Origin of the sequence: Nocardioides solisilvae (assembly GCF_003194625.1) — a bacterium.
In the GTDB taxonomy this organism is placed as follows: Bacteria; Actinomycetota; Actinomycetes; order Propionibacteriales; family Nocardioidaceae; genus Nocardioides; species Nocardioides solisilvae.
Window position 1 is genome coordinate 940,869 of the sequence record NZ_QHKX01000001.1, and the last position, 12,858, is coordinate 953,726.

The window sequence follows — 12,858 nt, forward strand, 5'->3', positions numbered from 1 at the left end:
CCCGCAGCCGGTGGTCGGCTGCGGGCCCTTCGTCGTGGGCGGCGGCGGGGCCGGGGCCGGACCAGTGGATCCCCGGACGCGCCGCCGCCTACCCCCCGCCGAACCAGCGACGGCGCCGTGCGGGCGCCGGCGACTCGCCGGGGGTGTCCTCGGTCGCCGCGGCAGCTGCCACCGGGAGCCTGGTGAGGTCCTCGACCTGCGTGCGCAGGGAGGCCGGCGGGGCGAGCTCGATCCCGACCGAGAGCAGCTCGGCCGCGTCGCGGACGTCCTCCACGTCGCCCCGGCACTCGGCGCACTGCACGAGGTGGCCCTCGAACCGCAGCCGCTCGATCCCCTCCAGCCCCTCGAGGGCGTAGGCGACCGACATGTCGTGGACCGGGCTGGTCGCCGCGCTCATGCGAGCACCTCGCGCTGGTCGTGCTGTCCGTCGGGGTGGCCGGCACGCACCCCCGCGGCGTGCCGGTCACCGTCCGGGGTCCCCTCCCGGGTCCCGTTGTGCAGCTGCGCCAGGTGGAGCATCGCGCGGTGCAGCGTGCTGACCGCGGTGCCCGGCGCCCAGCCGAGCCGCTGGTCGGCGACCCCCACCGCGTGACCCCGCAGGTAGACCTCGGCGAGCGCCTCGCGCTCGTCCTCCTCCAGCCCGGGGAGCCAGCCGCGGTCGGGCGGGAAGGCGCGGACCTCGGCGTCGCCGCTCCGCTGCGCCGGCACGCGGGCCCGCGTCCGCTGGCGGGCGACCGCCCGGGCATGCGCGACGCCGAGCAGCCACGGCAGGCTCGCCCCCTCGGGGATCTCGACCTCGCCCTGCCAGAGCGCGGCGTAGGCCTCCACCACGACCTCGTGGGCCTCGGGGCCGGGGCCCAGGACGCGCGACACCAGGCCGAGCACCCGCCCGGCCGTGAGGTCGTAGAGGTGCACCAGGGAACGCGCGTCGCGCTGGGCGCACCGCGTCAGCAGGTACTCGACCCGGCCGAACAGGTCGGCCGGCGACCCGGTGGTGGGGAGGTTCCTCGTCATGGTCGCCCATCTTGGAGAACCCCTCGGGCGAATGGGGGTTCGGGCCCCGGGATTCACCCATTTCGAGGACCGGCCCGCCCGACCGGTCCAGACCAGTCGGTGACAGCGAGTTACATCTTGGGTTGCACGCCGGGTGACGGTTCGGTGGCGCTCTCCACCAGGGGGACGAAGCGGTACTGCCCGTGCTCGGTGACCCGATCGGCGGTGACCCGGAGCATCCGCCCCTCGACCGGGGCCACCATCACCCCGTCGTCGGCCAGCTGCGCCCGCAGCGCCTCGGGGAGCCGGTGGGCCATCGCGGAGACGAGGACGCGGTCGTACGGTGCGTGCTCGGGCAGCCCGAGCACGCCCGGGCGGGCGGGCTCGATGCTGGTCCACGGCTGCCCGGTCGCCGCGAGGTGGTGACGCCCCAGGGTCACGAGCTCGTCGACCAGCTCCACGCCCCGGACCCGGCCCGTCGGGCCGACCAGGTGGCCCAGCAGCGCGGTGGTCCACCCCGAGCCGGAGCCCACGTCGAGGACCCGCTGCCCGGGCCGCACGTCGAGCAGCCGGAGCATCGCGGCGACCGTCCGCGGCTGCGAGCTGGTCTGGCCGGCGCCGATCTCGAGCGGTCCGTCGTACGACGCCCGGTCGCGGACCGACTCCGGCAGGAACCCCTCCCGGGGGAACGCCTCGAACGCCCGGTCGACGGCGTCCATCAGCCCAGCTCGAAGAGGACGATCGGCTCCCCGGACGGCTCCTCGGAACCGCCCTCGGGCTCGACGGTGATCCCGACGGCCGTGGCGGCGGTGGCGTCGCCCTCGAGCAGCACGGTCTGGTCGGAGCGGCGGGGCATGACGCCTGCGGGGACCATGTCGCCGGCGGGCGACTGGAACCAGATCTGGTAGTCGCGGCCCTCGGGGGCCGGCGGCATCGCCTCGGTGACGAGGACGGCGCGCCCGGCCTCGCGGGAGCGGACCAGCGTGGCCCGCGCCTCGCCCACCTCGACCTCGACGCGGTCGGCGCCGGTGTCGGCGAGCACCCGCTCGCTGGCGGTGAGGCTGCGCGAGGTGCCGTCGCCCCCGGCGGGGTCGTCCTGGGGCCACACGGCGACGCCGACGCCGATCCCCACCGCCGCGACGGCCGCGGCGGCGACGAGTGCCGGCAGCCAGCGCGGGCGGGCGCCGCGACGGGTGCGCCGCGCGGTGCGCGGCGGCAGCGGCCGCACCGTCCGGGCGTCGGCCAGCACGCGCTCGCGCAGCGCCTCGGGCGGCGCCGCCGGTGCCAGCCCGGTGAGCAGGGCGGCGGCCTCCCGGAAGGAGTCCACCTCGGCCCGGCACTCGGGGCACCCCTCGAGGTGCCGTTCGAACTGCGCCTGCTCGAGCTCGTCGACGGCGTGGATCGCATAGGCACCAGAGAGGGCGTGGATGTCGCTCATGACGCCACTCCCATCTGGTCGCGCAACCGGATCAGTCCGTCCCGGATGCGGGTCTTGGCCGTGCCGACCGGTAGGTCGAGCAACCTGGCCACTTCCGTGTGCGTGTATCCACCGAAGAAGGCGAGGCCCACGGCCTCGCGCTGCACCTCGGTGAGCGACTCCATCGCCTGCCGGACCCGGTGGGCGTCCAGCGCGGCGGTCGCCGCGTCGGAGGTGGCGTCGTGGGCCACCTCCTGGTTCTGCTCGTGGTACGTCGCCTCGCGGCGGGTGCTGGCCTCCGCGGCCCGCACCCGGTCGACTGCGCGGCGGTGGGCGATGGTCATCAGCCACGCCAGCGCCGAGCCCCGCGAGACGTCGTACCGGGCGGCCGTGCGCCACACCTCGAGGAAGATCTCCTGCGTGACCTCCTCCGACTGCGCGGGGTCGCGCAGCACCCGCAGCACCAGCCCGTGCACGCGCGGTGCGGTGGCGTCGTAGACGCGGGCGAAGGCCTGCTCGTCGCCGCGGGCGGAGAGCCGCAGCAGCCCGGCGAGGTCGTCGCCCGTCCCCCCCGGGTCACCGGAGGGGACGGGCGAGAGGTGGCTCATGGCGTCCATGGAACTACCCGGGTGGTGACCCGGATCAGGGCATCAGGACCGAGTCGATGACGTAGACCGTCGCGTTGGCGGTCGGGACGTTGCCGCAGAGCACGGCCGCCTCCTCGTCGCCGACGGTCCACATCTCGCCCTCGCCCATGACCTCGATGGTGTCGCCGTTGAGCGTGGTGTGCTCGCCGCCGACCTCGTCCGGACCCAGCTGGCCCTCGACCACGTGGTGGGTCAGCACCTGGGTCAGCGCCTCCTTGTCCTTCAGCAGCGCGTTGAGGTCCTTCTTCGGGATCTCGGCGAAGGCGTCGTTCGTCGGGGCGAAGACGGTGAGGGCCTCGGCGTTGTTGAGGGTGTCGACCAGGTCGGCCTCGCCGACTGCGGTGACCAGGGTCTGCAGGAGCGGGTTGCCCGAGGCGGCGGTGGCCACCGGCTGCTCGGCCATGGTGCCCAGGGAGCCGTCACCCTCGGCGGGCAGCGCGCTGCAGGCCTCGCCGAAGACCGCGGCGGCGGGGTCGCCGGCGGCCGCGTCGTCGCTCGGCGACTCCATCGGCGACTCCGACTCCATCTCGTCGGCCGGGGTCTCGGAGGTGGTGGTCTCGTTGGCCGTGGTGTCGGCGTCGTCGTCGCTGTCGCCGCAGGCGGCGAGGCCGAGCGAGAGGGTGAGGGCCAGGGCGGCCAGGCCCCCGGTGCGGGCGGTGCGTCGGGTCGTGGTGCGCATGATCTCGTCCTTCGGTTGCGGGGAAGACCTTCTCGGTCGGTGTCGTAGGGGATTCGCGGCCGCGGGGGGAGCGGATTGGTCGGATCCGGGAAAAGTTTCAGGAGACCCGGACGAGGACCTCCTGCAGGCCGCTGGCCCCGTCGGGGAACGGCGCGGCGCGGACCTCGGTCTGGACCTCGCCGTCGGTGGTGGTGGCCCGGACGGCCAGCCGCCGGGTGCCGGGCTCGGCGTCCCACGGCAGGTACCACTGGCGCCAGTAGTCCACCCCCGCGTCGGGGCCCAGCTCGCACTCCTGCCACGGGCCGCCGTCCACCCGCACCTCGACCCGGGCGACGCCGCGGCCCTGGGCCCACGCCACCCCGCCGACCACCGTGCGGCCGGCGTCGAGCTCGGCGAAGGGGCGCGGGGTGTCGATCCGGCTGGAGACCTTGACCGGCCCCTGCTCCGCCCAGCCGCGCTCGGTCCAGTACGCCGCCTGCTCGGCGAAGGTGGTCAGCGTGAGCCGGGTCAGCCACTTGGTGGAGCCGACGTAGCCGTAGAGGCCCGGCGTGACCAGCCGCGCCGGGAAGCCGTGCTGGCGGGGGAGCGGCTCCCCGTTCATCCCGACCGCGACCAGCGGCTCACGGCCGTCGAGCACCACCTCGAGGGGGGTGCTGATCGTGAATCCGTCCACGTCGGTGGAGAGCACCTGGTCGGCTCCGGTGTCGGCCGCGGAGCGCACGCCCGCCCTCGCCAGCAGCGCCGGCAGCGGGACGCCCAGCCAGCGGGCGGCGCCGACGTACCCCCCGCCGACCTCGTTGCTCACGCAGGTCATGGTGATGTCGCGCTCGACCATCGGCATCGCGAGCAGGTCGTCGAAGGTGAGCTCGACCTCGCGGGCGACGTCGCCGTCGATCCGCAGGCGCCACCCGTCCAGGTCGACGACGGGGAGCACGAGGCGGGTGTCGATCCGGTAGAAGTCGTCGACCGGGGTGCGGAACGGCGAGATCCCCGGCACCTCGCCCTCCAGCCCGGCCGGCAGCGGCGGCAGGGGGCGGCGGGCGGCCGGCAGCACCACGTCGGCGATCGCCGTGCGGGTCCGGACCAGCCACTGGCCCGTCGCCGCGAGCGCCACCGCGACCCCGCCGGCGACCAGGAAGGCGCGCCGCCCCGGGGCGGTCGCCGGCGCCTGCGGCGCGGTGGGCGGCGGCCCCAGGCGGCGGAGCACCAGCACGCCCACCCCTGCCGTCACCAGGGCGGGGAAGGCGGCCGCCGGACCTCCCTCGGGGCGGGTCACCGCCGCCGCGCCGGCGAGCGCGGCGAGCCCGACGACCAGGGCCGTCCCGAGCGCCGGCCGGCGCCGGGCCACCAGGCCGGCGCCCGCGGCGAGGAGCAGGGTCACCACCAGCACGCTGCCGAGCAGGACGGGCTTGTCGGCCGTGCCGAACGTCGCGACCGCCCACTCCTTGACCGGGGTGGGGGTCAGGTCGATCACCGTCGAGCCGACGGCGGGGACGGGGGAGGTGGCCGGGTCGGTGAGCCCGGCGGCAAGGTGGCCGGACGCGCCGCCGACCAGGGCCGCCAGGACGCCGGCCAGGGCGGAGCGGGCGCGCGCGACCGTCACGGGGGGTGTCATGGGGAGGGTTCGTCACCGCGGTGCCGGACGGATTGGTCGCGCCGGGGAGACTGGCCCGCATGGCGATCGAGGTGGTGCCGTGGACTCCCGCGTGGGCGGAGGCCTTCGAGGAGCTCGCGGCCGTGCTCCGGGAGGCGCTGCGCGACGTGCCGTCGGCGATCGTCGAGCACGTCGGCTCCACGTCGGTGCCGGGGCTGGCGGCGAAGCCGGTGCTGGACGTCGACGTGGTCGTGGCCGCCGCCGACGTGGAGGCGGCCGTCGACGCGCTGGAGGGGATCGGCTACCTGCACCGGGGCGATCTGGGGGTGACCGGACGCGAGGCGTTCGCGGCCCCCGACCTGGAGCCGCGGCGGCACGTCTACGTCTGCCTCGCCGGCACCCTCGCGGTCCGCAACCACCTCGCCGTCCGCGACGTGCTGCGGGCGCGCGACGACCTGCGCGACGAGTACGCCGCCACCAAGCGAATGCTCGCGGCCCAGCCTGAGATGGACGTCGAGACCTACGTGGCGGGCAAGTCGGTGGTGCTGCAGAAGGTGCTCGCCGAGTCCGACCTCACCGAGGAGGAGCGGCTCGCGGTGCTGCTGCTCAACGGGCCCGCTCGACCTGCTCCTTGAGCGCGTCGCGCTTCTCCCGGACCAGCGCCAGCCGGGCGCGGACCTGGCGCAGCTTGCCGTCCGCGGCCCGCAACCGGGCCCGGAGCTGCTCGTTCTCCTCGTGCAGGCGGGTCAGGCCGAGGTTGGCCTCGTGCAGCTGGGTGGCGACCTGCTGGGCGTGCTCGCGGTGCTGGTGCGCCTCCGCGCGGGCGGCCTCGATCGCGGCCCGCGCGCCGGCGAAGGCCGAGCCCGGCACCAGCAGCTCGAGGTCGTCGAGGCGGGCGAGGATCCGCGCCTTGGCCTCGTCCCACTCCTCCTCCGCGTGCGCCTCGCGGGAGGAGCCGGCGTCCCACCAGCGGTAGACGCTGGTCAGCTCCGGCACCGAGTGGACGCCGACGACGCACGCCGCGCGGACCACCATGTCCCAGTCCTCGGTGGTGTCCAGCGTCTCGTCGAAGCGCAGGGCGAGGGGGTCGAAGAGGCCGCGCGGGAACGCCACCGTCATGCACGGCGTGTGGTTGCCGCGCAGGTGGTCGGCGGCGTCGAACTCCCACGGCCACTCCAGGCGCGCCGGCTCGACGGGGCACGGCAGGGGCTCGTCGTGGGCCGGGTCCCGGCGGACGGGCTGCAGCAGCGCGACCGCGCGCAGCATCCGGCCCTCCGCCTCGGCCTCGGCGCGGTGGAAGGTCTCGACCCAGTGCTCCAGCACGGTGTCGTCGTCGTCCAGCATCACGACGTAGCGGCCGCGCGCCGCGGCGAAGCCGTCGTTGAGCGGGGCGGCCCGGCCGGGCCGCTCGACCTCGAGGACGCGGGCCCGCTCGCGCAGCCACCCGGGCTGGTCCTCGAGCAGGCCGCGGACCGCCGCGACCGCGTCGGGCTCGGCCCGGTGGCAGACCAGGAGCAGCTCGAAGTCCCGGTCGGTCTGCGCCGCCAGGCAGGCGAGCACGTCCTCGAGGGTGCGCAGCCGCGTCCCCACCGTCCGCGTCACCACGCTGAGGAACGGCCGGTCGACCGGGGCCGTGGCGGACTCCGGCACCAGCGGGGCGGGATCCACGCCGGCGGTGCCGAGGAAGGCGTGCAGCGCGCTGCCGGGCAGCAGCGCGGGGTGGAGCGAGCCGCTGGGCCGGGGCGCCGGGACGGGGGTGGCGTCGACGGGCCGCGCCGGCAGGGGGCGGCCCTCGCGGTCCAGCCGCACGCGCCGGACGACCGTGGCGGCCGCCTCGGGGCGCAGCCGGGCGCCCGCCCGCACCGTGAGCGCCAGCAGCCGGCGTCCGGCCTTCTCCAGCGGGACCGTCCACGCGTCGCCCACCTCGGCGAAGGTGCGGGCGTCGAGCAGGGTGAGCGCGGCCGAGCACGGGGTCTCGTCCTCGTCCCGGTGGCGCGGCTCGAAGGGCAGCGCCCGGCCGTCGACCACCGTGCCGGGACGGTCGTGGGCCGCCAGCAGGCGGGCCACCGCGGCGGGCCCGGGGGCCGACGGCGCGTCGGCGACCGCCACGAGGTCGAACTCGGCGAGCCCGAGCTCCTCCACGAGGCGCGGCGCCCAGCCCTCGTCGTCCAGGGGACGCGGCACGCTCCGCAGCTCGGGGGCCAGCGGGGAGCCGGCGTACGAGGAGCCGGCGAGCTGCTCCTGCCACGGCGCGAGGTCGGGGGCGTCGCCCTCGGGCCCCAGCAGCAGCAGGACGAGGCGGGTCGGTCGGGTCACGGGCGGGGCTCCTCGGTCACGTCGGCCTCCTCACCGCACCACGGTCAGCAGCTGCGTGGCGCGGGTGAGCACGACGTAGAGGGTGGCACGCCCGGTCGCGGACTCGCCCTCGATCTCGTCGGGTCGGACCACGACGATGCCGTCGAACTCCAGGCCCTTGGTGTCGAGGCCGGTGAGCACCACGACCCGGTCGTCGCCCGACGGGGTGGCGCCGGGGTCGGCGGCCGCCCTGGCCGCCCCGCGGGCGTCCTGCGCGCGCTCTGGCCAGCCGGCCAGCCAGCCGTTGACCTCGGCGCGGCGGGCCGCCGGGACCACGATCCCGACGGTGCCGGCGACCCGGTCGGCGAGCTCCGCGACGGCCGCGCGGACCTCGCGCTCGAGGGCGTCGGCGGAGTCACCGGCCTCGCGCTCGACGGGCGCCTCGCCGGTCGACCGGACCGCCTCGGGGAGGTCGGCGTCGAGGCCGACGCGCCGGGCGTACGCCGCGGCGTACGCGTAGATCTCGGCGGAGTTGCGGTAGTTCTTCGACAGGTGGAAGGAGTGCACCTCCTTGCGCTCCAGCGCCGCCGCACGGGCGGCCTCGGACTCCTCGGGCACTGGCCACGAAGACTGCGCGGGGTCGCCGACGATCGTCCACGACGCGGCGCGGCCGCGCCGTCCGACCATCCGCCACTGCATCGGGGTGAGGTCCTGAGCCTCGTCGACCAGCACGTGGGCGAAGGGGTCGTCGTCCAGGCGGTGCAGCGGCGGGGACCAGGCCCGGCCGCGGGGGGCGTACTCGCGGTCGGAGGCCGTGGTCAGCTCCTGCAGGTCGACGCCGCCGTCCCGGAAGGCGAGGGTGTCGTCGAGGTCGTGGTCGGCGTCGGTGCGCTGCGGCACGTCGCCGAGCAGGTAGCGCAGCTCGTCGAGCAGCGCGACGTCCTCGACGCTGAGCGCCTCCGCGGCCCCCGGACGGGTGGGCAGCAGCCCCCGGCCCTCGGGGTCGGCCTCGGCCCACGAGCGGACCAGCACGGCCTGCCGGTCGGCGTCGAGCACCCCGTCGGCGACCTTCGCGAGGAAGTCGGGGTCGCGCAGCCAGCCGAGCACCTCGCGGGCCTCGAGCGGCGGCCACCACCGCGCGGCGAAGTCGACGAAGTCGTGGTGCGACAGCATGTCGTCGTCGAACTGCTCGCGGCCGCGCTCCCGGCCGCGCTCGCCGCGCACCTGGCGCCACATCGCGTCGAGCAGGGTGCTGGCGACGCGGGGCAGCTGCCGGTTGCGGCGGCCCTGGTTCATCAGCTGGCGGCGCAGCCGGCCCAGCAGCGCCGGGTCGAGGTGGATCGTGTCGTCGCGCCAGAAGACCTTGAACTCGCGGGGGCTGCCGGGGGCCTGCTGGCGGGCGGCCCGGCGCAGCACCTCGGCCATCACCGCGGCGCCCTTGACGTCGGCGACCGCCGGCTCGTCGTGCCGGGTGGCCCGGACCCCGTCGACCACCTCGCCGAGGGAGCGCAGGGCCACGGCGGTCTCGCCGAGGGAGGGCAGGACGCGCTCGATGTACCGCATGAAGACCCCGCTGGGGCCGACGACGAGGACGCCGCCGGTCTCGTAGCGCCGGCGGTCGGAGTAGAGCAGGTACGCCGCCCGGTGCAGCGCCACGACCGTCTTGCCCGTGCCGGGGCCGCCGGAGATCGCGACGACGCCCTTGCCGGGGGCCCGGATCGCGCGGTCCTGCTCGGCCTGGATGGTGGCGACGATCGAGTGCATCGAGCGGTCCCGGGCCCGGGAGAGCTGCGCCATCAGGGCGCCCTCCCCGACGACCGGCAGGTCGCGGTCGGTCTCGGCCAGGGCCTCGGCGTCGAGCAGCTCGTCCTCGACGCCCACCACCGTGCGGTGGTCGGACCGCAGCACCCGGCGGCGCACGACGCCCTGCGGCGTGGCGGCGGTGGCCTGGTAGAAGACGGCGGCGGCGGGCGCGCGCCAGTCGATGAGGAGCGAGTCGCGGTCGTCGTCGCGCAGGCCGATCCGGCCGACGTACCGGGGCTCGGGGTCCAGGTCGTCGCGCAGGTCGAGGCGGCCGAAGACGAGCCCCTCGTGGGCGGCGTCGAGCTGGGCGATCCGCCGGGCGGCCTGGAAGACCATGGCGTCGCGCTCCACGAGCCCGCCCTCGTGGCCGAGGCGGGCCCGGCTGTGGCCCTCCCTCGCGAGCTCGGCGGCGGCGGCCGCCGACTTCTCCAGCTGCACGTGGACCCGGTCCACGAACGCCTGCTCGGTGGCGATCTCGCGCGCGACGAGATCCTCGGACGACTCCCCGGACAACCTGTTCCCCACTCCTGGCGGCACTTGCGGCAAGTGCGCAAGCCTACCGGCCGCGAGCGGCGGGAGCGTCAGTCGACCCGCGTGTAGGTCGCCACCCCCCAGGAGAGTCCCGGCATGGGGCCCGTCCCCTCGAAGGCGAGGTCGACCCGGCCGCCGGTCGGGACGAAGAGCGCCCCGAGACTCCCCTCGCCGCCCTGGAGCCGGGAGGCGGCCTCGCCGTCGACGGAGACCTTCGCGATGCCGCCGCGCGGGAGGCCGGAGACGAAGACCTGGGCCATGGACGGCTCCGTCACGGGGGTGCCTCGCACGGTCCCCTGCCCCGAGTAGCCCGCCTGCGTCGTGGTCAGGGCCCACGTCACCCCGTCGACCTCGACCAGCTCGGGCACCGGCTGGCGACCGAGCCGGGTCCGGGACGGCTCGGCGATCTCGTAGAAGGAGGCAGCCAGCAGGACGTCGTCGTCGGGGTCCACCGGGTCGCCGTCGGCGTCCCGCATCCGCACCTCGACGTCGACCACGTCTCCCGGCTCGAGGGGGCCGGCGTCCGTCGCGAGCCCCTCGGGGAAGGAGGCGAACCAGGAGGTCCCCGGGTCGAAGGGGGTCCGGCGCTCGCAGCTGCTCCCCGAGTTGACGACCTCGCCGTCGAGGGAGACCTCGAGCTCGACCTCGGCGTCGTACCCGGAGCAGAAGGCCCCGAACCGCAGCGTCCCCTCGGGGACGGTGAGCCGCAGGGGCAGGGTCGACGCGCCGCGGACCGCGTCGGCGGCGACCAGCCGGTCGCCCGCCACCGTCGCCCGGAACGTCATCCCCTCGACGGTGGTGCCGGGCGGGCGCTCGTCGGCGAGCTCGTAGACGGCCAGGGCGCTCGCTCCCGGTCCGTGGAAGCGGAACGTGCCGTCGACGTCCGCCGGCACCCGCCAGAACTCGGTGAAGTCGGCTGCGGTCGGCGCGAACACCGGCCCGCCGCCCGGCACGACCACCTTCCACGCGTCCAGCTCGCCGGGAGGTGGGGTGGCCTCGTTGCCCCAGGCGATCACGCGCGGCTCGTCGGAGGGCTCGAGGTCGAGCTCGACGACGTCGTCCCCGGTCACCGAGCCGGCGTACTCGTAGGTCCAGCCCGTCGACTCCAGCGTGAGCGGGACCGCATGACCCGCCAGCTCCGCCGGGACGTCGCCGCCCGCGGGGCCGGGCCCGGAGCCGTCGGGCAGGAGGGCGGGCCCCAGCAGCGCCGCGGCCGCCACGAAGGCGCCGGCGGCCGCCCCGGCGGTGCGTCGGCGACGGGTGGCGCGGGCGCGGTCGCGGGCGGCCCCGGCGCGGGTCGCCAGCGCCGAGCGGTCGGCGCCGGCCTCGCGGGCGTGGGTGTGGAGGGTGCTGCGCAGGTCGTCGAGGGTGTTCATGCCGGGGCTCCGTCCGGGCCGGTGCCGTCGATGACGGGGGAGAGGGAGGGGTCGATGCGGAGCTTGGCCAGCGCCTTGCTGGTCTGGCTCTTGACCGTGCCGGGCGAGCACTGCAGCAGCGCCGCGGTCTCGCTCACGGAGAGGTCCTCGAAGAAGCGGAGCACGACGACGGCACGCATCCGGCGGGGCAGCCGCCCCAGCGCGTGCCACAGGTCGTGGGAGTCGTCGGCCGCGCCGGTGCCGTCGGCGGACCCGGGGTCGGGCAGCCGCTCGGTGGGCCGTTCGTCGTTCCACCGGCGGCGCCACCACGAGGCGTAGGTGGTGACGAGGATGCGCCGGACGTAGGGCTCGGGGTCGCCGTCGATGCGGCGCCAGGCGGCCCACGCCTTGGCCAGGGCCGTCTGGAGCAGGTCCTCGGCCAGGGCGTGGTCGCGGGTCAGCAGGTAGGCGGTGCGCAGGAGGCCGGGGGAGCGGGCGACGACGAAGTCGTCGAAGCCCACGGCGGGGCCGGCGGCTGGGCTCACCGGCCCCTCCCGGGTCTCGTGCGCGGACGTGGCGGTCATGCCCCCTCCTACCGGTCGGGGAGGGGAGGAGGTTGCCTGCTTCCTGCGCCCTACTTCTTGCGGTTCAGGAACGCGGTCATCGCCTCGCGGGCCTCGTCGGAGCCGAAGAGGCGGGTGCTGAGCGCCGACATCTCGTCGCCGAGCGTGTCGATCCGCTCCACCAGGGCGGCATTGAGGATCTTCTTGGTCTCGCGGATGCCCTGGTTGGCGCCCGTGGCGACGTCGGCGCAGAGCTTCGCCACGACGTCGTCGAGCTCGGCCGCCGGGACGGCCTTGGTGACCAGCCCGTACGCCGCCGCCTCGGCGCCGGTGAACGTCTCGCCCGAGAGCGCGGTCAGGGAGGCCGAGCGGGGGTCCATCCGGTGGAAGACGGTGAGGCTGATGATCGCGGCGGCGAGGCCGAGCTTGACCTCGGTGAGCGCGAAGGTGGCCTCCTCGGCCGAGACAGCGATGTCGGCGGAGGCGACGATGCCGATGCCGCCGGCGCGTACGGCGCCCAGGTTCTTGGTGACGACCACCTTGGGCATGGTCGCGATCAGCCGCTGCAGCGCGATGATCCGCTTCGTGCCCTCCTCCATGCTGGTGGTGGCGGCCTCGGAGAGGTCGGCCCCGGAGCAGAAGACCTTGCCGGAGCTCTGCAGCAGCACGACGCGGACGGCCTCGTCGGCGGCGGCGGTCTCGAGGTGCTCGTGCAGCTCGGTGACCAGCCTGCGCGACAGCGCGTTGCGGTTGTGCGGGGAGTCGAGGGTGATCGTGGCGACGCCGTCGGCGACCACGTACGTCACGTACGGCGCGTCCGTCGCGTCGGTCGTGGCGGGGGAGGGGGAGTCAGACATGGCGCACAGTGTGCACGAGCGGGGACCGCCCGTGCCCGTGGAATCCCGTGCTTTCTGCTGCGACCGCCGGTCGCGTTACGATCACGCGTCAGGTTCTGAGCGGGACGCGTCGACCGAGCGCCGC

13 protein-coding genes are annotated in these 12,858 nt (G+C 75.9%); 1 reads left to right on the plus strand and 12 read right to left on the minus strand.

The annotated features are described in order from the left end of the window. Nucleotides 1-88 precede the first annotated feature (88 nt). The 7 genes from DNK53_RS04495 to DNK53_RS04525 all read right to left on the minus strand — a co-directional run bounded on the left by DNK53_RS04495 (nt 89) and on the right by DNK53_RS04525 (nt 5,351). Nucleotides 89-397, minus strand: coding sequence for a zf-HC2 domain-containing protein (locus tag DNK53_RS04495; protein ID WP_110181041.1), 309 nt, complete (start codon nt 395-397; stop codon nt 89-91). Then, entirely contained in the window at nt 394-1,014 is a 621-nt protein-coding gene (locus DNK53_RS04500; RefSeq protein WP_110181042.1) for a sigma-70 family RNA polymerase sigma factor, read from the minus strand. Before DNK53_RS04500 ends, DNK53_RS04495 begins: the two co-directional genes overlap by 4 nt. Nucleotides 1,015-1,124: 110 nt before the next feature. Continuing rightward, nucleotides 1,125-1,712: a protein-L-isoaspartate O-methyltransferase family protein gene (locus tag DNK53_RS04505; protein ID WP_110181043.1), complete on the minus strand. Its 588-nt coding sequence runs from the start codon at nt 1,710-1,712 to the stop codon at nt 1,125-1,127. Continuing rightward, entirely contained in the window at nt 1,712-2,431 is a 720-nt protein-coding gene (locus tag DNK53_RS04510; protein WP_110181044.1) for an anti-sigma factor, read from the minus strand. The genes DNK53_RS04505 and DNK53_RS04510 overlap by 1 nt, the downstream gene beginning before the upstream one ends. Continuing rightward, nucleotides 2,428-3,018: an ECF RNA polymerase sigma factor SigK gene (sigK, locus tag DNK53_RS04515; protein ID WP_110181412.1), complete on the minus strand. Its 591-nt coding sequence runs from the start codon at nt 3,016-3,018 to the stop codon at nt 2,428-2,430. The genes DNK53_RS04510 and sigK overlap by 4 nt, the downstream gene beginning before the upstream one ends. Nucleotides 3,019-3,052: 34 nt before the next feature. Beyond that, the gene (locus DNK53_RS04520; protein ID WP_110181045.1) at nt 3,053-3,736 is read right to left on the minus strand and encodes a fasciclin domain-containing protein; all 684 of its coding nucleotides are present in this window, start codon (nt 3,734-3,736) and stop codon (nt 3,053-3,055) included. Between the two features lie 97 nt (nt 3,737-3,833). Beyond that, nucleotides 3,834-5,351, minus strand: coding sequence for a molybdopterin-dependent oxidoreductase (locus tag DNK53_RS04525; protein WP_110181046.1), 1,518 nt, complete (start codon nt 5,349-5,351; stop codon nt 3,834-3,836). A gap of 59 nt (nt 5,352-5,410) precedes the next feature. Between DNK53_RS04525 and DNK53_RS04530 the strand changes: the two genes are divergently transcribed. Next, nucleotides 5,411-5,965: a GrpB family protein gene (locus DNK53_RS04530; RefSeq protein ID WP_110181047.1), complete on the plus strand. Its 555-nt coding sequence runs from the start codon at nt 5,411-5,413 to the stop codon at nt 5,963-5,965. On the opposite strand, the gene DNK53_RS04535 is transcribed toward DNK53_RS04530, so the two are convergent. From DNK53_RS04535 to DNK53_RS04555, 5 genes are all read right to left on the minus strand, one after another. Continuing rightward, nucleotides 5,937-7,646 carry a glycosyltransferase family A protein gene (locus DNK53_RS04535; RefSeq protein WP_110181048.1) on the minus strand — a complete coding sequence of 570 codons (1,710 nt, stop codon included), beginning with the start codon at nt 7,644-7,646 and terminating at the stop codon, nt 5,937-5,939. The two genes, DNK53_RS04530 and DNK53_RS04535, sit on opposite strands and share 29 nt — an antisense overlap. Before the next feature lie 30 nt (nt 7,647-7,676). Continuing rightward, nucleotides 7,677-9,941 (minus strand): HelD family protein, encoded by a 2,265-nt coding sequence (locus DNK53_RS04540; RefSeq protein ID WP_110181049.1) that lies wholly within the window; start codon nt 9,939-9,941, stop codon nt 7,677-7,679. A gap of 68 nt (nt 9,942-10,009) precedes the next feature. Continuing rightward, nucleotides 10,010-11,335 (minus strand): hypothetical protein, encoded by a 1,326-nt coding sequence (locus DNK53_RS04545; RefSeq protein WP_110181050.1) that lies wholly within the window; start codon nt 11,333-11,335, stop codon nt 10,010-10,012. After that, nucleotides 11,332-11,898, minus strand: a complete 567-nt coding sequence (locus DNK53_RS04550) for a SigE family RNA polymerase sigma factor (RefSeq protein ID WP_110181051.1) — start codon at nt 11,896-11,898, stop codon at nt 11,332-11,334. The genes DNK53_RS04545 and DNK53_RS04550 overlap by 4 nt, the downstream gene beginning before the upstream one ends. Nucleotides 11,899-11,948: 50 nt before the next feature. After that, entirely contained in the window at nt 11,949-12,734 is a 786-nt protein-coding gene (locus tag DNK53_RS04555; RefSeq protein ID WP_110181052.1) for an enoyl-CoA hydratase-related protein, read from the minus strand. Nucleotides 12,735-12,858: the final 124 nt, after the last annotated feature.